Raw genomic sequence first — 19,068 nt, 5'->3', positions numbered from 1 at the left:
CGCCCTATGGGACACCCATAGTCGATTCCGGGAAGTTTGCGCTTCCTATGGGACCCCCACTGTCGTTCGCGCCCGAGCCGCAACCCTGCGATCCCGCGTCCGCAGGCTGAGCGCGCTCACCGCCTGCCAGCGTCAGCGCCAGCGTCAGCGCCAGCGTCAGCGCCAGCGTCAGCGCCAGCGCCAGCGCCAGCGTCAGCGTCAGCGCCAGCGTCAGCGTCAGCGTCAGCGCCAGCGCCAGCGTCAGCGTCAGCGTCAGCGCCAGCGTCCTATGGGACACCCATAGTCGATTCTGCGAGGTTTGCGCTTCCTATGGGACCCCCACTGTCGTTCGCGCCCCTCGCCCACCCCACGCCCCAGCTCCCCAGCGCCCCAGCTCCCCAGCTCCCACCACCGAGCACGACCCACCGCCTCCACCAATTGACTCCGCTTCTACATCGTTGTAACTTTGCGCGGCGTGGGGACTCACCCCATCACGCACTGTCCAACGACGAACAGGAGCATCCGTGGCACATCCACGTTCTCGACTAGCGATCGCGGCGAGCGCCTTCACACTCGCCGCACTTTCCGGAGCCGCCATTCTCACGGCGGGCGGGGAAGCCGCCGCCGCGCCCGCCACCACACCCGCACCCGCCACCGCACCCGCACCAGCCACCGCACCCGCCGAGGCGACGCCACCGGCCCCCACCTTCGCCGAGGTCTCGGTCCACGACCCCTCGGTTGTCACGTCCGGAGAGGACATCTGGGTCTTTGGCTCGCACGGCGCATCGGCCCACACGACCGACCTCATGAACTGGACTCAGCACACGGTTGACCTGGGGATTTCACGCGACAACGCGCTCTTCGAGGACATCGACACCGAGCTCGCGGAGACCTTCGCCTGGGCGGAAACCACCACCCTGTGGGCCTCGGACGCGATCCAGCTCGAGGACGGTCGCTACTACCTCTACTACAACGCGTGCCGCGGAGATTCGCCCCGGTCTGCGCTCGGAGTCGCCGTCTCGGACAGCGTGAATGGCCCCTACGAGGACCTCGGCATCATGCTGCGATCAGGGCAGCGCGACGGCGAGCCCCAGCAGGTTCCCGGCGAGGACTACGACGCGACCGTGAACCCCAACGCGGTCGACCCCGACGTCTTCTTCGACGCCGACGGGCGCCTGTGGATGGTCTATGGCTCGTACTCGGGCGGCATCTTCATCCTCGAGCTCGACCCGGCAACCGGCATGCCCCTGCCGAACCAGGAGTGGGGCACTCACCTGATCGGCGGGAATCACGCGCGCATCGAGGCCCCGACCATTCGCTTCGACGAGCAGACCGGCTACTACTACCTCTTCGTCTCCTTCGGTGGGCTCACGGCGGACGGCGGCTATGACATGCGCGTGATGCGCTCCGAGAACCCCGATGGCCCCTACGTCGATGCCCAGGGTCACGACATGTCGACCGTCATGGGCGGCGAAGGAACGCTCTTCGACGACGCCGCGATCGAGCCCCACGGCGTCAAGCTGATGGGCGGCCACGCTTGGACGCGCGCAGTGGGCGATCCCGGCAGCGGCACCCCGCTCGGCTACGTCTCCCCTGGCCATAACTCTTGGTACGACGACCCCATCACCGGCGAGTCCTTCCTGGTGTTCCACTCGCGCTTCCCTGGCACGGACGAGCGTCATGAGGTCCGCGTCCAGCAGATGTGGATGACCGAAGATGGCTGGCCCGCCCTGTCTCCCATGCGGTACGCAGGCGAGTCCGCAGGCGCCGTCGCTTCCGAGTCGATCGCCGGCGGCTGGCAGCTGGTGGACCTCGGCAAGGACATCACCGCCGACCCCGCCCCCACGTCGCGCGTGACCCTCGCGCCGGATGGCACCATCACGGGTGAGACCGAGGGCACCTGGACCCTGACCGGCGACAACACCATGACGGTCTCCCTCGACGGCATCGACTACACCGGATTTGCCGTGCCCATCTGGGACGCCGACCTCGACTCCTGGTCGACAGGCCTCACCCTGCGCGACGCGACCGGCGCATCGGTGCTGGGCCGCGCGCTCGACACCCCCACGGGCCAGGACGCGGTCGACGCGACGCTCGCTGCGCTCACGCTCGGCAGCACGACTGCCGTCACCGCGGACCTTTCCCTGCCGCTCGAGGGCACCGGAGGGACCGTGATCACCTGGGTGACGTCGGACGATGCCGTGGTCACCGCCGCGGGCGCCGTCACGCGCCCCCGGTGGGGGCGCCCGATGCGACCGTGACGCTCACGGCGACCGCGGTCAACGGCGAGGCGACCGGCTCCAAGGACTTCGAGGTGACCGTGCTGGCCACCACCGAGGCCGCGGGCGAGGCCGCATGGTCCTTCGACGGCGACCTCACCGAGTCCACCGGCACCTACGCCCCCGCCACCACCACCGGCAACCGCCTCACGACGACTGGCGGCACCGCGTCCTACGTGGACGACGGCGTGGTCGGCTCCGCGCTCCGCCTCGACGGCGAGTCGGGAGTTCGGCTACCCGATGGACTCATCCGGACCCACCAGTACTCGGTGAGCTTGTGGCTGCGCCCCGCGGCACTCACTCAGTTCACCACCGCGTTCTTCGGCGGGCCGACCACCACGAGCTGGATCAGCCTCAACCCCCGCGGCTGGTCCGACACCACCATGCTGTGGTCAGGAGAGGCCTGGTACGACGCCGTCTCACCCACGCTCATCCCCACGGGCGAGTGGACCCACGTCGCGTTCACCGTCGACGAGGGCGCCGTCACGCTCTACCTCGACGGCGAGCCGGCATTTGCGGGAACGGGATTCCCTGACGTCTTCACTACGGACGATGCCGTGTTCGGCTTGGGCGTCAATCACTGGGACGTGCCATACGAGGGAGATATCGACGAGCTCGGAGTCTGGTCACGATCCCTCACCCCCACCGAGATCGCCGACCTCGCGAATCCTGTGGATCCCGAGCCGTCCTTCATTGATGTGGAGGGCTCGGAGCATGCTGTGGCGATTGGGTGGCTTGCTGCGGAGGGGATTAGCACGGGCTGGTCGACTCCGTCTGGTCAGGAGTTCCGTCCGTTGGCGCAGATTAAGCGTGATGCGATGGCGGCGTTCTTGTACCGGTATTCGGGCTCTCCTGAGGTGACGCTTCCTGCCGAGTCTCCGTTCGTGGATGTCACGCCGACGTCGACGGAGTTCTATGAGGAGATTATGTGGATGTTCCAGGAGGGCATCTCCACGGGTTGGGAGACGTCTGCGGGGCGGGAGTTCCGTCCGCTGGCGCCGGTGAAGAGGGATGCGATGGCTGCTTTCCTGTACCGGTATGCGGGCCAGCCTGCCTGGACTGATCCTGGTGAGTCTCCGTTTGTGGATGTGACTGCGTCGTCGACGGAGTTCTTCACGGAGATCACGTGGCTGGAGTCGACCGGCATCACGACCGGCTGGTCCACGCCTGCGGGTCAGGAGTACAGGCCACTGGCGTACACCAAGCGCGACGCCATGGCCACGTTCCTCTACCGCTTCGACCAGCTCGACTAACAACCCCCACCAGAGCGGAACCCCCGCGGCTCCGCCACACAAGCCACCCCGGCATCGGCCCTCAGTGGCCTCCGCGGGCGCGACTCGCCGGCGACACGCCGGGACCTGTGTGGCGGAGTCGCGAATCCGTGTGGCGGAGCCGTCGCTCGCCGCACGGGGTCGGAAGCTGCCACACCGCGCTCACTTGCGGCTCCGCCACACACGCAAGCTCTGCATCGGCCCTCAGCGGCCTCCGCGGGCGCGACTCGCCGGCGACACGCCGAGACCCGTGTGGCGGAGCCGCGAAAACGTGTGGCGCAGCCGACGCTTGCCGCAAGGGGTCGGAAGCTGCCACACCGCGCTCACTTGCGGCTCCGCCACACGAGCCGCCTCGGCATCGGCCCTCAGTGGCCTCCGCGGGCGCGACTCGCCGGCGACACGCCGAGACCTGTGTGGCGGAGTCGAGAATCCGTCTGGCGGAGCCGCGAGGGAGTCCGCGCTAGAGGGCAGGTCAGGCGACGAAGCTCGCGACGTCCCCCGGCTCGACCGCAGCGCGCACCCTCGCACTCATCTCCTCCGACATGGGCGGGAGGGAGTCGAGCGGGAACCATGCGGCCTCGGTGTTCTCGCCATCGGCCGGGAACGGGTCGCCGCTCACGTAGCGGAATCGGAACGTGAGGTCGAGGTACTGTGACCGGTCGCCGTTCGCGTAGGTCATGGGGGAAGTGCGTGCACCCACACGAGCGCCTCGGCGACCGCGACCACGTCCGCCTCCTCGAGGCACTCACGCGCTCCGGCCTGGGCAGGCTCCTCGCCCGGATCGATGATGCCCGTGACCGGGGTCCACGCACCGTTGTCGGCGCGCCGGACCAGCAGCACCTCCCGCGATCCGCCCTCGGGCGCGGGCCGCAGGACCACGGCAGTCACCCCTGGTAGCCACAGGAGATCGGTGCCGATCTTCGAGCGCAGGTCCAGGATGAAGTCAGGGGTCGCCATGGCGTCACGCTACCCGAGCCAGCCACGCCGCCTCGGCTCGATGAACCACGCGCGCGACGTCCCTCCACCACACCGCCCCCGCGGCTGCGCCACACAAGCCGGCCCGGGATCGGCCCCCAAAGGCCTCTGCAGGCGCGACACTCCGGCGACACGCCGGGACCCGTGTGGCGGAGCCGCGAAACGGTGTGGCGGAGCCGTCACACGGGGGCAGCGGGCGGCTCGACCAGCGACCAGGTGGCATGCTTCGGGTCGCGACCATCACCGGACGACTTCCCGGTGAGCCGCCGCCCCAGCCACGGCAGCACGTAGCGGCCGACATAGGCAGCCTCGGACAGCAACCCCCGCGAGCCCAGATCGGATGACGCGGCCACCGGAAGGTCCGTCTCGACACCCATCGCGGCGAGCACCCGCGCCGCCACGCGCGAGTGACCCAGCGCGTTGAGGTGCAGACGATCCTCGGACCAATACGCGGCGCGGCGCATCTCGCGGTCCCGGTAGTTGTCGACGAACATCACGTGCGGGTACTCCCCCACGACCCGATCGACGATCTCCATGAGCTCACCCGCTCGCTCCGCGAAGACGCGTCCGCGCGGGAGCCGCTCGGTGGGGTCGGGCCCGGAGAGCATCACGAGTCGCACGCCAGCCGACTCGGTCCGCTCCATCACACGCCGAATGAGCGCCTCGATCCGGACCGCGTTCCAGCCCGGTCGCATCATGTCGTTGCCCGACCCGTTGAACGTCATGACGTCGGGTCGCGGGTCGAGCTCGAGCGCCGCATCGCACTGTTCCGTCGCGATGGGCTCGAGCAGCCGTCCACGGATTGCCAGGTTCGCGTAGTGGACGCCGCGCCCGGAATCGGCCGCGAGGCCCAACGCGACCAGGTCGGCCCAGCCACGCACGCCCCCCGGCACCGGATCCCCCACACCCTCGGTGAAGCTGTCCCCAATCGCCACGTATCTCACGAGCATCGACCCTAGCCCGATGACGCCGTTACGGCACCCGGTGCGGTCTGCGACACCCCGGCCACTCCTCACCCCATCCTGACCACGAGCGAGCCCCGCGCCCGCCCCGCGCGCAGGTCACCTAGGGCATCGTCCACGCGATCGAACCCATACGTAGTGACCGCCGGCGCGAGGTGGAGATTGCGCGCGAGCGCCAAAAACTCCGCGCCATCCGCGCGCGTGTTCGCGGTGACGGAGCGGAGGTCGCGTTCGTAGAACAGCGAGCGGTCGTAGTCGATCTCCGGGATCGGCGACATGTGGATGCCCGCGGATACGACCGTGCCGCCGCGCGCGGTCGCATCGAGCGCCTGCGTGAGCAGCGCCCCCACCGGCGCGAACACGATCGCCGCGTCGAGAAGCTCGGGCGGCGTGGCGTGCTCGTCCCCCACGAAGTCCACCTCGAGCTCGCGCGCGAGCGCTCGGTTGCGCTCCCCGCGCGTGATCGCGATCACGGTCGCACCCGCCGCCTTCGCCAGCTGCGCGGTGATGGACGCGCTCGACCCGAAGCCGTACAGCCCCAGCACCCCTCCGGGCGGGAGGTTCGCACGCGAGAGCGCCCGATAGCCGATGATCCCCGCGCACAGCAGCGGCGCCAGGTCCAGCGCCTCATCCGTCAGGGGCAGCGGGTACGCGAACGCCTCGGGCACGGTCACCAGCTCCGCATAGCCGCCGTCGTGGTCCCAGCCGGTGAAAGTCGCATGCGGGCACAGGTTCTCGCGCGCGGTGCGGCACCATCGGCAGGTCCCGCACGTGCGGTGCAGCCACGCCACGCCCACGCGCTCGCCCACATCGAAGCCCCTGGCCGCGCCGCCGGCGCCCACGACGGTTCCCACCACCTGGTGTCCCGGGATGACGTGGGGACGATGCTGGGGCAGGTCCCCGTCGATCACGTGAAGGTCCGTGCGGCACACCCCGCACGCCTCGACTCTCACGAGCAGTTCATCCGCGGCGGGCACACGATCGGGTCGCAACTCCCGCACCACCGTGCCGTGGCGGGCCACCCAAGCATCCATCGCTCACCTCCCTCACCAGTGAAACACCGGAGCGCACGGCCCGCGCGGCTAGGGTGAAGGCGTGACCCCCACCCTCTCCGGCGGGCGCCGCCGCGCGCTCTTTCTTGACATCGACGGCACGTACGCACACCACGGAGTGGTGCCCCCGGAGCACGAGGAGGCTGTCCGCTCCGCGCGCGCCGCGGGCCACCTGGTGTTTCTGTGCACGGGGCGTCCGCTGTCGCTGCTCACGCCTCGGATCGTGGCGGCCGGATTCGACGGCTACGTGGCGGGCGCAGGGATGTACGCCTCGGTGGGCGACACCGTCCTGGTCAATGACACCTTCCCCGCCGATCTCGCCGTACGCGCGCTCGAGGCGCTCGACGCGCACGGATCGCTGTACCTGCTTGAGGCCGCCGAGGCGACCTACGCCCGTCCCGCGACCATCGACGCGATGACGCGCCGCTCGCCGGCGGGCGGCATGAGCACGGGCCGGCGCGACATCCTCGCGGCGCTCACCCCCGCCGAGGACCTCTCCGGGCTCGCCTTCGGCAAGGTCGCGTCCTTCCATGCCGGGACCCCGCTCGCCCAGATCGCGCGCGTGGTGGGACCGGAGGTCACCGTCCTGCCGTCGTCGATCCCCGAGCTCGGCCCTGGCGCGGGAGAGATGTTCCTCGCGGGCATGCACAAGGCGCTGGGCATCGCGGCCGTGGTCGAGCACCTGGGACTCGACCGCGAGGACGTGATCGGGTTCGGCGACGGGCTCAACGACGTCGAGATGCTCGAGTACGCGGGCGTGGGCGTGGCGATCGAGGGCGCGCGCCCTTCGGTTCTCGCCGCCGCCGACCGCGTCGCGCGCGGCCCCCAGCACGCCGGCCTCGCGGAGGCCTTCAGCGACCTGGGCCTCCTCGCGTAACCCACGCCCCGTTCGGGACACTCAGTACTCCGATTCGCGCCAGAACCCGCGCATCGGGACGCTCAGGACTCGTCGGCGACGGACCTCACCAGCCCAGCCAGGGCATCGGCGCTGACCCCGAGCGCCCGGGCACGCTCCGCGAGCGCCCGCGCCTCCACGCGCAACTCCCCGAGCGCGCCGGCGCGCTCCGTCGCCACCGCCCCCTGCCGCGGCGCATCTCGATGAGCCCCTCGTCCCGCAAGAGTTGATACGCCTTGAGCACGGTGTGGAGATTGACGTCGAGCGCGGCCGCCACCTCGCGCGCGGACGGCAGGCGGTCGCCGGGCGCAAGCCGGCCGGACGCGGCCTCGACGCGCACCGAGGCCGCAATCTGGTCGTACAGCGCCACCGAGGAGCCGGGCGTGGTCCGGATGAGCATCAGGCCCTCGCCGCGACCGCGGTGAGCATCGCGGCGGCTCCCGCGGCATCGTCCACCGTCACCACGAACCGGCGCCCGCCGGGGCGCGTCACCTCGAGCGCCTCTCCGTCCCTCAGCACCACGGAGGTCGCGCCGGGCACCGAGCGAATCCCGTAGCCCCCGAACTGCGCCAGCCCGCTCACGTGGATGGGCGCGGCGCTCGAGACGTCGGCGGCGGGGACGCGCAACCGCACGAGCCGACCCGCGGAGGTCACGGTGAGCCCGCGGCGATCGACGCGCACGTGGAACACCGTGAAGCTCGCGACGAGCACGCCCATGACCACGGTGATCGCCGCGACCAGGATCGCGACGCCGCGGTCGCCCACGACCCACGAGATCACGGCCGTCGCGCCCACCGCGATCGTGGCGAAGGCCAGGGCCGCCAGGACGATGCCGCTGGTCTCCGCGCGGCCCACCCACACTGCGGTCTCGCCGGGGGCGAGCGTCACCGGCGTGACGGGCTCTCGGGCGGGCGGCACGCTCGACTCGCGCGGCTGCACCAGCCACGCGGCGACACCGGCCGCGACGGCGGCGACCATGGCGGCCACCAGCAACGACACGATCGACGGCGCCTGGGCGGCGTCCGCCAGGCCGCGCTGCAGCCACAGCGTGCCGGTCATCAGGATGCCCATGAGGGTCGAGAGACCGGTCGCGAGCGCGGGCATGAGACGCAGCGCGTATCCACGCTCGCCGCGCGCCACGGCGCGCAGTCCGGTCGAGCCCAGCGCGATCGGCAGCGCGAGCGCCAGCAGGGCCGTCATCGCTGGCACGGTCCAGGCGGGCGAGAAGCCATCTGCACCCGACGGACCCCAGTGGGTCGCGACCTCGGCCGGCAGATCTCCCAGGATCGCCACCTGAACGCCCACGGCGAGCAGGCCCACGCCAGCGGGCACCACCACCCCGACCAGCCGCGCCCTGCGCAGCGCCAGTTCTCCGGTCATGGCGACCACCCCTCTCGACAGTTGTTATAGATGAACTATAACACTTTAAGAAGGCAGCGGGCGCGCTCCGACCGCGCCCACTACGGAGAGCGCATGACCGCCAGCCTTCCGCTCGCGCTCGGCATCGCGCTGTCTCCCTTCGCGATCCTGCCCGCGGTCCTGGTGCTGCTCGGACCGCGCGGCCGCGCTGCAGGCTTCACGTTTGCCGGGGCGTGGTGGCTGGGCACCACGGCCCCCACGTTCGCGGCCGAACTCGCCACCACCGCGCTCGTCGCCTCGTCGACCGTGCTCGCCCCCGTGGTCGCCGCCACCGTCGGTGGGCGGCGAGCCACGCCGGTCCTCGAGTCGCTGCGGCGCTGGCTCGATGCCCACACCGCGACGCTCCTGGCCGCGGTGACAGCCGTGATCGGCGCGCTGGTGCTGTACTCGGGGATTTCCGGGATCTAGCAGGACTGCGCGGCCGCCGGAGTGGCGCCCAACTGGATGAACTGCGGGCGCGCACCCGCGGGCACTCCGACCGGCACAGGACCCGCGGGGGCGCAGCAGCCTCCCGCGCCCGACTCGTCGCCGTCGAAGAGGCCCGCTCCCCCGCACACGCCGGTCTCCGGCAGCGTGAGCTCGATCCTGGCGGCCGCCGCGCTGTCGCCCGCGATCGCCGCCACCACGCTGCGGACCTGCTCGTAGCCGGTGAGCGCCAAGAAGGTGGGCGCGCGCCCGTAGGACTTTGCCCCCACGATGTAGAGGTCGGGCTCGGGCTGCGCGAGGTCGGCCGCCCCGGTCGCGCGCACCGTGCCGCACGAGTGCAGGTTGGGATCCACCTCCGCCGCGATCCGCGACGGCGCCTGGAGGCGCGGGTCGAGATCGAGGCGCAGCTCCGAGAGGATCGACAGGTCCGGGCGGAATCCGGTGAGGACGATGACGTGGTCGGCGGGGTCGAGAGCGCGACCGTCCTCGGCGGTCACGACCGCTCCCGCGGGCGTGGTCTCTATCGCGGCGGTGCGGAAGCCCGTGACGACACGGATGCGCCCGGCGTCGACCGCGGCCTTGGCGCGCAGCCCGAGCGCGCCGCGCGCGGGGAGCGCGTCCGCGTCTCCTCCGCCAAACGTGTCGCCGATGCCCCCGCGGCGAAGCACCCACGTCACCGTGGTCTCGGGGTGGGCCTCCGCGATGCCCGCGAGGGCGACGATGGCCGTGAGCGCCGAGTGGCCGTTGCCCACCACGACGGTGTGCCGGTCCGCCGCGGTCGCGGCGTCGATATCGGGGATGCGGTGCGTCACGAGATTGGCCTCGACGGCGGCGGCCTCGCCCAGCGCGGGAAGGCCGTCGGCACCCGCGGGGCTGGGCGTGCCCCAGGTGCCCGAGGCGTCGATCACGGCGCGCGCCTCGATCCGCTGCTCGGTTCCGTCCGCGAGCGCGACGTGCACCACGAAGGGCTGTTCGGCTCGGCCGGCGTCGACCACCAGGTCGCGCCCCTTGCGGGCGACTCCGGTGACGCGGGCGCCGTAGCGAACCCGCTCGCCCAGCGCCGCCGCGAGCGGGGCGAGATACTCGCTCATCCATTCGCCTCCCGTGGGGTAGCCCGATGCCGGGGCGACCCAGCCCGTGGGGGCCAGCAGGCGGGCGGCGGCCGTGTCGACCAGCTCGGGCCACGCGGAGAACAGGCGCACATGGGCCCACTCCGCGACCGCTGCGGCGGGCCCTTCGCCCTTCTCGAGCACGAGCGGCTCCAGGCCACGCTCGAGCAGGTGGGCGGCGGCGGCGAGACCCTGCGGACCCGCGCCCACGACGACGACCGGGTGTTCCATCGCGCTGACCATCTCACTCACTCCATCCATCGACTACCATCAATGTGTTGAGAATGCTCGATTCATCGAAGGATGTCAATATGTCGCAGCACGCGATGTTGCCGGTCGTGTCCGCGGGGTCTGGCGCGGGCGCCGCCGCGGCCCCGAAGTCGGCTTCCGCCGCGCCCGCGTGCGGCACCGGACTGGACTGCGGACTCGACGCGGTCGAGGCGGAGCGCGTCGCGCGCGTCTTCAAGGCGCTGGGCGACCCCACACGCGTGCGCCTGCTGTCGATGATCGCGGCAAGCCCCGCGGGCGAGCTCTGCGTGTGCGACCTGACCGAGCCCGTGGGACTCTCGCAGCCCACGGTCTCCCACCACATGAAGCAGCTGGCCGAGGCCGGACTGGTGACGCGCGAGCAGCGTGGCCGGTGGGCCTACTTCCGCGCGGTCGACGGCGCCGTGGGCGATGCCGCGCGGGCACTGCTGGGCTGAGGGCTCGCAGGCAAGCCGCCGCAGTAGAGCCTGTTACTGGCCTACACCTCGGTCCGCAGCGGCCGTCCTCAGCGCCACGGCCATGCGCACAACCGCCTCGGCCTGCTCAGCTCCCACTGCGGCAGCGCGATAGTTCTGACCGTTGCGCGCACGGCGGGCCTGCTCGAAGAACTCGGCCGCGGCAGCAGCGCCCGGCGGTGCATCAATGACCACGGCGATGAACCCATCGATCGCGGCTCTCTGAGATCGGGAGAGCGGGGCGAGCGTCACGGCGCGTCCCCGACAACAGCAAGGACCGGACCCTCGCGGACGCTCTGCAGAAAGCCCGACGGCTCGGCGTACTCGGCCTCGCTCATGATCGTGGGATTGACCGGCCTGCCGACCGCACGCTCGACGCGCGCGCACGCGGCATAGACCGCCTCGACCTCGGGCCTGCCCACCACCATGAGATCGATATCGTGCGGCGCGGGACCATCCCGTCCCACTGACCGGGCCGCGAACGAACCATAGATGAAGGCCTTGCTCACGCCATCGATCTTCGCAAGCTCCTCCGACAACAACGGGCGAGGACCCGTCGCGATCAGGAGAATGGCGCGCAGAGGCTCGACCAGGGGGCTGTCGAGGTTCGCAGAGAGCATTCGCGTCCGCCCCGCGCGACGCTCGCGGAAGATCCCCGCCTGAAGCAACCGCTGGGCCTCCGCATACGCAGTAGTGCCCCTTAGAGTGGTGTAGCGCCCGGCGGTGGCAAGGCTCCTCGTAGACAGAGGAAGCGGCCACCGCGGGGCCTTCGAGTTCACCCTTGCAAAGTTCTCTCGAATGGATCACCGCGATGACCGCACCCCATATTGTCGACCCTGCCCGCGTGCTGGGCAATCTCCTCTCCGACGCATCGCCGGACATGATGCGCTCGCTGCTGCAGACCATGATCAACGCGCTGCTCAGCGCCGACGCGGACGCCGTCTGCGGAGCCGAATGGGGCCAGCCGTCTGCTGACCGCGTCGCGCAGCGCAACGGCTACCGCCACCGGCCCCTCGACACCCGCGCTGGCACGATCGACGTCGCCGTGCCGAAGCTGCGCTCGGGCACGTACTTCCCGGAGTGGCTCCTCGAGCGCCGCAAGCGCGCCGAGTCGGCGCTGATCACCGTCATCGCCGACTGCTACCTCGCCGGCGTGTCCACCCGACGGATGGACAAGCTGGTGAAGACCCTCGGCATCGACGGGCTGTCCAAGTCCCAGGTGTCGCGCATGGCCGCCGACCTCGACGAAGCCGTCGCCGCCTTCAGACACCGCCCACTGGACGAGGCTGGCCCGTTCACGTTCGTCGCCGCGGACGCGCTGACGATGAAGGTCCGCGAGGGCGGCCGCGTCATCAACGCCGTGTGCCTGGTCGCCACGGGCGTCAACGGCGACGGCCACCGCGAAGTCCTCGGACTCCAGGTCGCCACCAGCGAAACGAAGTCCGCCTGGAACACCTTCCTCGCCGACCTCGTCGCCCGCGGCCTGGCCGGCGTCCGCCTCGTCACGTCCGACGCCCACGCCGGCCTCGTGGAGGCCATCGCGGCGAACCTGCCAGGAGCGGTATGGCAGCGCTGCCGCACCCACTACGCGGCGAACCTCATGGCCGTCACCCCGAAGGCCCTGTGGCCGGTCGTGAAGTCCATGCTGCACTCCGTGTACGACCAGCCCGACGCAGCATCCGTGCATGCCCAGTTCGACCGCCTCCTGGACTACACGAGCGACAAGCTGCCCGCCGTCGCCGACCACCTGGAAGCCGCCCGCGACGACCTCCTCGCGTTCACCACATTCCCCAAGGACGTGTGGACCCAGATCTGGTCCAACAACCCCGCCGAACGGCTGAACAAGGAGATCCGGCGTCGCACCGACGCGGTCGGGATCTTCCCCAACCGCGACGCCATCATCCGCCTCGTCGGCGCGGTCCTGGCCGAGCAGACCGACGAATGGGCCGAGGGACGGCGCTACCTCGGACTCGAGATCCTCGCCCGCTGCCGCCTCACCCCCGTGCCCAACACCGGCATCGAGGAGGTGACCGAGCCCTACGCGCTCACCGCCTGACGAAGGAAACCGCTACACCACTCCACGGGACTTGACCGCATACGCCGTCGGATACGCGACCCCTGATCGCACGGCAGCGTCGGCGATGCTGATCTCCTCGGACCCAAGCAGCACGGCAGACAGCAGCCTCGCCTGACCCTCCGAACGAAAGACCGGAGCGAGCACAGGCGCCTGAGTTCTCATATAACCGAGGTTAACTCTTGTTATTCCGACATACAAGGGATAGGCGGCACTCACCGCGGCGCGGGCACAGATGGCGAATGGCCATCAGCGCGGCCAGGATCGACGACATGTTGACAGCAACGTTGACACGATGTCGCCCAGAAACGAGAACGGCCGCTCCCCAGGTGAGTTATGCCTGGAGGAGCGGCCAAGTGCTGTCTCAACACTTCGTGGAGCTGAGGGGACTCGAACCCCTGACCCCCTGCATGCCATGCAGGTGCGCTACCAGCTGCGCCACAGCCCCAAGACCCGGAGGTCCTGCGCTCCGAAGAGCGGTGACCAGAATAGCCCAAGAACTCCGCCGGGTGTTAATCCGCCCCGAGGCCGTAGCGCGCAAGCGACCAGTGGCCGGGAGAGGACACCAGAACGTTCCAATGCGCGTGCGGGAGTTTGCCCAGCGCGGTGGAGTGCAGGTCCAGCCCCAGCAGCGCGAGCGACCCCAGCATGATCGCCGAGCCGTGACTGACCGCCACCACCACCTTCGCCCCGCTACACGCCTCGAGCAGCCCCTCGGCCACCCGCGCGGACACCTCCGCAGCGGTCCCCCACCCCTCGATGCGGGGATCCAGGCCACGGTGCCTGCGCTCGTACTCGAGTGGCCACCTCATCTTGATCTCGTCCCACGTGAGCCCCTCCCACTCGCCGTAGGAGCGCTGCGCGAGCCGGGCATCGGCCAGTGCGGGGACCCCCGTCACCGCGGACAGCTCCGCCGCCGTGTCCGCCGCACGCGCGAGGGGCGAGGTCACAATCCTGTCCGGAATGCCGTACTCCTCGAACAGCGCACGCGCCGCCGCAGCGGCCTGCTCGCGCCCGGGCGCGCCGAGCGGCACGTCGAGCGAGCCTTGCAGGCGTCCCTCGGCGTTGTACGCCGTGCGCCCGTGACGCAGCAATACCAGGACCGTCACCAGGACACCGCCACGGCCGGGGCGCCCACGTTGTGGCGCTCGAGCGACCACCCGCCCGCGGGCGAGGGCACCAGGCGCGACCAGGCGGCGTTCTCGAAGTGGCCCAGCGTGCGACCCGTGAGCGGCAGGCCCAGCAGGGACAGCAGCAGCATGCGCCCCGAGGACCCGTGCGCCACGAAGACCACGTCACCAGACACGCGCGACGTCCACTCGTGTGCGGCGGCGGTGGTGCGCGCCGCGACGGTAGCGTGCGACTCGTAGCCGTCGAAGTCGGGTTCGAAGCCGGCGCGCCACGCGGCATCGGCGTCGGGATACTGCTCGGCACGCTCGTGGGCGAGCAGCCCCTCCCACGGCCCGTACCGTCGCTCCCCCAGCCGCGCATCCTGGTGCAGCTCGCACTCACCGCCGCGCGCGATGATCCGCGCGGTCTCGATCGCGCGGCCCAGCGTCGAGGACACGATCACGGGTGTGCCCGAGAGCTCCGGCCACAGCGACGCGGCAGCGGCGCGTGCCTGCGCGCGGCCCGTGTCGTTGAGCTCGATGTCCGACGATCCCTGGAGCCGGCCCGCGAGGTTCCAGTCCGTCTGACCGTGACGGACCACGTACAGGCGGGTCACTGCGGCAGGTCAAGCTCGATGACCGGGCAGTCCTTCCACAGCCGCTCGAGCTCGTAGTACGCGCGCTCCTCGTCATGCATGACGTGGACGATGATGTCGTTGAAGTCCAGCAGCGCCCACCGCCCCTCGCGCACGCCCTCGCGGCGCAAGGCGTCGGAGCCGATCTCGCGCAGCGCGTCCTCGATCCCCTCGGCGATCGCGGCAACCTGGCGCTCGTTCGACGCCGATGCGATGACAAACGCATCGGCGAGCGGCAAGTGAGCGGACACGTCGAGCGCGACGATTCCCTCTGCCTTCTTGTCGTCGGCGGCCTTGGCCGCGGCGCGCACGAGTTCGAGCGCGCGATCAGTGGCGGTCATCCAGCATTCCCTGTGAGATGCCACACCAGGACGCCCAGCAGGAACGCGACCGCGCCGATCACGGCCAGGTGGGCCCACGCGAAGTGGTGCGCCCCCTCCTCGATCTCGGTGCTGACGGGCCGGCGGGTGATGTCGATTCCGCCGGTGGGCGGGAACGGGACGTCGGTGGGACTGGGGCCGTCTCCCACGTGCCCGGCGGGCGCGGTGCCCGCCGACGAGCTCGTGGACGCGTACCCGTGCATGATCTTGGTGAAGTCGGGGATGGGGATGTCCTGCGACGGCGTGTAGTCCGCCACCTCGCGCGGCTGCGCCTGCGTGAGCGGATGCGCGTCCCACACCGACGGAGCCGTGGCCTGGGCCGTCGCGGCGGGACGCAGCCCCGCGGGGACGATGCCCGCACCACCCGCGGGGGTGGTCGGCGAGGGGGCGCTGGCCGGGCTGGGGGACGATGCCGGGGTCGCGACGGACTCCGGCGACGGCGCGGATTCGGGCGAGGGCGCCGACCACGGCGAGTCGCTCACGGGGGCGGGGGCCGGTGCGGGCGCGAGGAAGGGCTCGGGCGCGGGCTCGGGAGCCGGCGCGGGTGCGGGCTCGGGAGCCGGCGCGGGTGCGGGCTCGGGAGCCGGCGCGGGCGGCGGCGTGACCGCGAACAAGGAGGGTCGCTCGACCGCGCCGAACAGCGACGGACGCTCCGGCGCCTGCGGCTCCTCGCGGGGAGCGCTCTCCGCCTCGGCGCGCGCGTACACCTCCGCGGGGTCGAGCACCTGGGTGGCCTCGTCGGAGGGCTGCGGACGCTCGTCGACCGAGGGCTCAGCGACGGGTGCGGGCTCCGGCTCGGCGATGGGCTCGGTGATGCGCTGGACCTGCTGCGTGCGGGTGATACCAGCCATCGCCTCGGCGGTCAGGCGACGGATCTCCGCGGCCGGGTCCTCAACCTCGGGCTCGGGCTCGTCCCCGCCCGCGGCGGGCATGCCACCCGGGGGCGTAATGGTCTCGCCACGCTCGAGGCGCTCCTGCAGGCGCCGTGCCTGGAGCGAGCCCGGCGGGAACAGGTGGCGGTACTCCTCGGGGATGCCGTCGATCGCCGACGCGGGCTCCGGCTCGGGCTCTGGCTCCGGCGCGACCTCAACGACGGGCTCGGGCTCCGGCGCGACCTCAACGACAGGCTCAGGCTCGGGCTCAGGCTCGGGCTCAAACTCGACCACCGGCTCCTGCTCAACGACCGGCTCGGGCTCCGCCTCAACCACGGGCTCGTCAACGCGGCGACGCTCGACCATCTCCTGCGCGGCCAACACGTCGGGAGTCATCGCGGGGATCTGCCCCGTCGCGATCATCTCCTCCTCGGGCGTCCACGTCTCGAGGGGTCGCGCGGCGCGCTCGAGCTCGCGACGCTGCTTGCGCGTGAGGGCCGTTCCGTCGGGATTCGTGAGGGGGCCCGGCACCACCGACTGGATCGGGATGGTCGGCTGGTCCTGGGCGGCCATCCTGGCCTCGACCTCGCGGCGCTCCCGGCGCGACAAAGGTCTGCCCTGGTCAGTCATCGATTCCTCCGTAGTAGAGCCCGTTCACAGCGATGTAGTCGGCCACGCAGCGGGGTACGAGGTAGCGGATTGGTCTCCCGGCCCTCACCCGGCGACGCACATCGGTCGAGGATATCGCCAGCGCGGGGACCTCCACCAGGATATGTGGCCTTTCCGTGTGAACTAACGAATGACCGGGCCGTGTCACTCCCACAAGTGTGGCGAGTTCGGCGATTCTGTCCGGTTCGCGCCACTCCTCGAAGCGATCGAGGGCGTCGGCGCCGGTGATGAAGAACAGCTCCGCATCGGGTCGCTGCTCGCGGAGGTCGCTCAGCGTGTCGACCGTGTAGGTGATGCCGCCGCGCTCGATGTCAACGGGAGAGACCGCAAACCGCTCGTCCTCCGCTGCCACGAGTTCGCACATCGCCAGCCGATGCTCGGGCGACGCGGCGTCGTACCCGAGCTTGAAGGGCTGTGAGTAGGCGGGAGTGAGCAGGATCTGGTCGAGACCCAACTCCGCGCAGACTTCCGACGCGACGGCGAGGTGACCCGTGTGAATCGGGTCAAAAGTGCCCCCCAGCACTCCTACGCGCGCGACGGGCGAGTCCACGTCAGTGACGCGTGCCGACGCTCCGGAACGCGAACGTCACGAACAGCAAAGCCATCAGCCCCGTGAAGGCCAACAGCCCGAACGCGGGGGCGGGGATGGGAAGCTCGGTGACGACGTGCGTGGTGTTCTCGACGGCCTCGGTGAACATGGGGACTCCTCTCGTCTCCCGCGATTATGGCACTAGGCGGGCGCGGAACGATGCACGGGCTGGTTCAGCCCCGGATGTGGCCGTCCCCGTAGGCGACCCACGTCGTCGTCGTGAGCTCGCCCAGGCCCATGGGTCCGCGCGCGTGGAGCTTCTGCGTCGAGATGCCGATCTCCGCGCCCAGCCCGAACTCGCCGCCATCCGTGAAGCGCGTCGACGCGTTGACCATGACGGCCGCGGAGTCGATGTGCGCGACGAAGTGGTTCGCGGCGTCGATGTCGTTGGTGACAATCGCCTCGGTGTGGCCGGTGGAGTAGCGCGCGATGTGCTGGATGGCCTCGTCGATGCTGTCGACCATCCTGATCGCGAGGTCCATCGACAGGTACTCCGTGGCCCAGTCCTCTTCGGTCGCGGGGACCGTGGGGACCGCCGGCGGGGCGAGGTCGGCGATCGCGTCGTCGACGTGGAGCGTCACGCCCGCCTCGTGAAGCGCGGTGAGGATCTGCGGCATCTTGTCCTCCGCGTCGCGGTGGACCAGCAGCGTCTCCGCCGCATTGCACACGCCCACGCGGTGGGTCTTGGAGTTCAGCACGATCGCCATCGCGCGGTCGAGCGGCGCCGAGGCATCGAGGTAGACGTGGCAGTTGCCCTCGCCCGTCTCGATCGCGGGCACCGTCGAGTCACGCACCACGGTCTGGATGAGGTCACGTCCGCCGCGCGGGACCAGCACGTCGACCAGCCCACGCGCGTTCATCAGCACGCGCGCCCCGGGCCGGCCGTACGCATCGATCGACTGCACCGCGTCCTTGGGCAGGCCCACCGACTCAAGCGCCTCTTGGAGCACCGCCACGATCACCTCGTTCGAGCTCGCTGCCGCGGAACCGCCGCGCAGCACGGCCGCGTTGCCCGACTTGAGCGCGAGCCCGGCCGCATCGACCGTCACGTTCGGCCGCGCCTCATAGATCATGCCCACCACACCCATCGGCACGGCCTTCTGGACCAGCCGAATGCCGTTGGCCAACGTCGATCCGCGGCGGATCTCCCCCACCGGGTCGGGCAGCGTCGCCACGTAGCGCAGCGCGTCCGCGATAGCAGCGATGCGCTGCTCGGTGAGCTCGAGGCGGTCGAGGAGCCCGGGCGACATGTCGTTCGCGCGCCCACGCTCGAGATCGACGGCATTGGCCTCGACGATGCGCGCCGCGTTCGCGACGAGCGCGTCCGCCATCGCGTACAGCGCGTCGTTCTTGGTGGTGGTGGTCGCGGTCGCGAGCGCGCGCGACGCGAGCTTGGCGCGGCGGCAGGCCTCGAGGACGGCGGACTCGACGTCGGTGGGAATCGCGGTCTCGGTCATGGCACCCGAGTCTAGGTGCCACAAGGGTGCCTGCCCAGGGCAAGGTGGCACCCTTCGCGCCCCACCCCGCGCCCACCTGCGGCTCCGCCACACCGCGCCCACCTGCGGCTCCGCCACACAGCGAGGCCCGACATCGTCCCCTCAGACCCTTCACGAGCGCGACACGCCGCCGACACGCCGATGCGTGTGTGGCG

24 protein-coding genes and 1 tRNA gene are annotated in these 19,068 nt (G+C 70.9%); 6 read left to right on the top strand and 19 right to left on the bottom strand.

The features are described from left to right. Window positions 1-4: 4 nt before the first annotated feature. Window positions 5-277 carry a hypothetical protein gene (locus QUE44_RS01770; RefSeq protein ID WP_286215547.1) on the bottom strand — a complete coding sequence of 91 codons (273 nt, stop codon included), beginning with the start codon at window positions 275-277 and terminating at the stop codon, window positions 5-7. Window positions 278-503: 226 nt separating this feature from the next. Here QUE44_RS01770 and QUE44_RS01765 point away from each other — a divergent pair, with 226 nt between their 5' ends. After that, entirely contained in the window at window positions 504-2,240 is a 1,737-nt protein-coding gene (locus tag QUE44_RS01765) for a glycoside hydrolase family 43 protein (protein ID WP_286215545.1), read from the top strand. Further along, window positions 2,237-3,511, top strand: coding sequence for a LamG domain-containing protein (locus tag QUE44_RS01760; RefSeq protein ID WP_286215544.1), 1,275 nt, complete (start codon window positions 2,237-2,239; stop codon window positions 3,509-3,511). Before QUE44_RS01765 ends, QUE44_RS01760 begins: the two co-directional genes overlap by 4 nt. A gap of 490 nt (window positions 3,512-4,001) precedes the next feature. Here the strand turns inward: QUE44_RS01760 and QUE44_RS13870 are convergent, their stop codons facing one another. The 4 genes from QUE44_RS13870 to QUE44_RS01745 all read right to left on the bottom strand — a co-directional run bounded on the left by QUE44_RS13870 (window position 4,002) and on the right by QUE44_RS01745 (window position 6,488). Beyond that, on the bottom strand, window positions 4,002-4,208 hold the full coding sequence (locus QUE44_RS13870; protein WP_350226867.1) for an NUDIX hydrolase: 207 nt from the start codon (window positions 4,206-4,208) through the stop codon (window positions 4,002-4,004). Then, the gene (locus QUE44_RS13865) at window positions 4,205-4,486 is read right to left on the bottom strand and encodes an NUDIX domain-containing protein (protein WP_350226866.1); all 282 of its coding nucleotides are present in this window, start codon (window positions 4,484-4,486) and stop codon (window positions 4,205-4,207) included. Before QUE44_RS13865 ends, QUE44_RS13870 begins: the two co-directional genes overlap by 4 nt. A 197-nt stretch (window positions 4,487-4,683) precedes the next feature. Further along, window positions 4,684-5,454: an SGNH/GDSL hydrolase family protein gene (locus QUE44_RS01750; protein ID WP_286215542.1), complete on the bottom strand. Its 771-nt coding sequence runs from the start codon at window positions 5,452-5,454 to the stop codon at window positions 4,684-4,686. Between the two features lie 62 nt (window positions 5,455-5,516). Then, window positions 5,517-6,488 carry a zinc-binding alcohol dehydrogenase family protein gene (locus QUE44_RS01745; RefSeq protein ID WP_286215540.1) on the bottom strand — a complete coding sequence of 324 codons (972 nt, stop codon included), beginning with the start codon at window positions 6,486-6,488 and terminating at the stop codon, window positions 5,517-5,519. A 73-nt stretch (window positions 6,489-6,561) separates the two neighbouring features. Here QUE44_RS01745 and QUE44_RS01740 point away from each other — a divergent pair, with 73 nt between their 5' ends. Then, window positions 6,562-7,395 (top strand): HAD hydrolase family protein, encoded by an 834-nt coding sequence (locus QUE44_RS01740; RefSeq protein WP_286215538.1) that lies wholly within the window; start codon window positions 6,562-6,564, stop codon window positions 7,393-7,395. Window positions 7,396-7,480: 85 nt separating this feature from the next. Here QUE44_RS01740 and QUE44_RS01735 read toward each other — a convergent pair whose 3' ends face one another. Together QUE44_RS01735 and QUE44_RS01730 are read right to left on the bottom strand one after the other, a co-directional pair. Further along, window positions 7,481-7,813, bottom strand: coding sequence for a GntR family transcriptional regulator (locus QUE44_RS01735; protein WP_350226865.1), 333 nt, complete (start codon window positions 7,811-7,813; stop codon window positions 7,481-7,483). Continuing rightward, window positions 7,813-8,793: a DUF1648 domain-containing protein gene (locus QUE44_RS01730; RefSeq protein ID WP_286215537.1), complete on the bottom strand. Its 981-nt coding sequence runs from the start codon at window positions 8,791-8,793 to the stop codon at window positions 7,813-7,815. The genes QUE44_RS01735 and QUE44_RS01730 overlap by 1 nt, the downstream gene beginning before the upstream one ends. A gap of 93 nt (window positions 8,794-8,886) precedes the next feature. Here QUE44_RS01730 and QUE44_RS01725 point away from each other — a divergent pair, with 93 nt between their 5' ends. Continuing rightward, on the top strand, window positions 8,887-9,240 hold the full coding sequence (locus QUE44_RS01725; protein WP_286215536.1) for a GAP family protein: 354 nt from the start codon (window positions 8,887-8,889) through the stop codon (window positions 9,238-9,240). Here QUE44_RS01725 and QUE44_RS01720 read toward each other — a convergent pair. Continuing rightward, the gene (locus tag QUE44_RS01720; protein WP_286215535.1) at window positions 9,237-10,598 is read right to left on the bottom strand and encodes an NAD(P)-binding domain-containing protein; all 1,362 of its coding nucleotides are present in this window, start codon (window positions 10,596-10,598) and stop codon (window positions 9,237-9,239) included. The two genes, QUE44_RS01725 and QUE44_RS01720, sit on opposite strands and share 4 nt — an antisense overlap. An 80-nt stretch (window positions 10,599-10,678) precedes the next feature. On the opposite strand from QUE44_RS01720, the gene QUE44_RS01715 reads away from it, so the two are divergent. Further along, a complete protein-coding gene (locus tag QUE44_RS01715) occupies window positions 10,679-11,071 on the top strand; it encodes an ArsR/SmtB family transcription factor (protein WP_286215534.1) in 393 nt (130 codons plus the stop codon). Window positions 11,072-11,104: 33 nt separating this feature from the next. Here the strand turns inward: QUE44_RS01715 and QUE44_RS01710 are convergent, their stop codons facing one another. Next, window positions 11,105-11,341 (bottom strand): hypothetical protein, encoded by a 237-nt coding sequence (locus tag QUE44_RS01710; protein WP_286215533.1) that lies wholly within the window; start codon window positions 11,339-11,341, stop codon window positions 11,105-11,107. Next, on the bottom strand, window positions 11,338-11,709 hold the full coding sequence (locus QUE44_RS01705; protein ID WP_286215532.1) for a nucleotidyltransferase domain-containing protein: 372 nt from the start codon (window positions 11,707-11,709) through the stop codon (window positions 11,338-11,340). The genes QUE44_RS01710 and QUE44_RS01705 overlap by 4 nt, the downstream gene beginning before the upstream one ends. A 191-nt stretch (window positions 11,710-11,900) precedes the next feature. Here QUE44_RS01705 and QUE44_RS01700 point away from each other — a divergent pair, with 191 nt between their 5' ends. Beyond that, window positions 11,901-13,145 (top strand): IS256 family transposase, encoded by a 1,245-nt coding sequence (locus QUE44_RS01700; protein ID WP_286215531.1) that lies wholly within the window; start codon window positions 11,901-11,903, stop codon window positions 13,143-13,145. 12 nt (window positions 13,146-13,157) lie between these two features. Here the strand turns inward: QUE44_RS01700 and QUE44_RS01695 are convergent, their stop codons facing one another. The 9 genes from QUE44_RS01695 to QUE44_RS01655 all read right to left on the bottom strand — a co-directional run bounded on the left by QUE44_RS01695 (window position 13,158) and on the right by QUE44_RS01655 (window position 18,874). Further along, on the bottom strand, window positions 13,158-13,328 hold the full coding sequence (locus QUE44_RS01695) for a hypothetical protein (protein ID WP_286215530.1): 171 nt from the start codon (window positions 13,326-13,328) through the stop codon (window positions 13,158-13,160). Window positions 13,329-13,538: 210 nt separating this feature from the next. Further along, window positions 13,539-13,611: transfer RNA gene (locus QUE44_RS01690), tRNA-Ala, on the bottom strand. A 64-nt stretch (window positions 13,612-13,675) separates the two neighbouring features. Continuing rightward, complete coding sequence (locus QUE44_RS01685; RefSeq protein WP_286215529.1) at window positions 13,676-14,272, bottom strand: histidine phosphatase family protein; 597 nt, start codon at window positions 14,270-14,272, stop codon at window positions 13,676-13,678. Further along, on the bottom strand, window positions 14,269-14,889 hold the full coding sequence (locus QUE44_RS01680; RefSeq protein WP_286215528.1) for a histidine phosphatase family protein: 621 nt from the start codon (window positions 14,887-14,889) through the stop codon (window positions 14,269-14,271). Before QUE44_RS01680 ends, QUE44_RS01685 begins: the two co-directional genes overlap by 4 nt. Continuing rightward, entirely contained in the window at window positions 14,886-15,248 is a 363-nt protein-coding gene (gene rsfS, locus QUE44_RS01675; RefSeq protein ID WP_286215527.1) for a ribosome silencing factor, read from the bottom strand. Before rsfS ends, QUE44_RS01680 begins: the two co-directional genes overlap by 4 nt. Further along, the gene (locus tag QUE44_RS01670) at window positions 15,245-16,789 is read right to left on the bottom strand and encodes a hypothetical protein (protein WP_286215526.1); all 1,545 of its coding nucleotides are present in this window, start codon (window positions 16,787-16,789) and stop codon (window positions 15,245-15,247) included. The genes rsfS and QUE44_RS01670 overlap by 4 nt, the downstream gene beginning before the upstream one ends. Continuing rightward, on the bottom strand, window positions 16,782-17,378 hold the full coding sequence (gene nadD, locus QUE44_RS01665; RefSeq protein ID WP_286215524.1) for a nicotinate-nucleotide adenylyltransferase: 597 nt from the start codon (window positions 17,376-17,378) through the stop codon (window positions 16,782-16,784). Before nadD ends, QUE44_RS01670 begins: the two co-directional genes overlap by 8 nt. Window position 17,379: 1 nt before the next feature. Beyond that, window positions 17,380-17,526 carry a hypothetical protein gene (locus QUE44_RS01660; protein WP_286215523.1) on the bottom strand — a complete coding sequence of 49 codons (147 nt, stop codon included), beginning with the start codon at window positions 17,524-17,526 and terminating at the stop codon, window positions 17,380-17,382. A 64-nt stretch (window positions 17,527-17,590) separates the two neighbouring features. Further along, the gene (locus QUE44_RS01655) at window positions 17,591-18,874 is read right to left on the bottom strand and encodes a glutamate-5-semialdehyde dehydrogenase (RefSeq protein WP_286215522.1); all 1,284 of its coding nucleotides are present in this window, start codon (window positions 18,872-18,874) and stop codon (window positions 17,591-17,593) included. Window positions 18,875-19,068: the final 194 nt, after the last annotated feature.

The sequence above is a fragment of the Demequina sediminis genome (genome assembly GCF_030296675.1).
In the GTDB taxonomy this organism is placed as follows: Bacteria; Actinomycetota; Actinomycetes; order Actinomycetales; family Demequinaceae; genus Demequina; species Demequina sediminis.
Note: the sequence above shows the minus strand (reverse complement) of the source record. Positions and strands in the feature narration are given on the sequence as shown.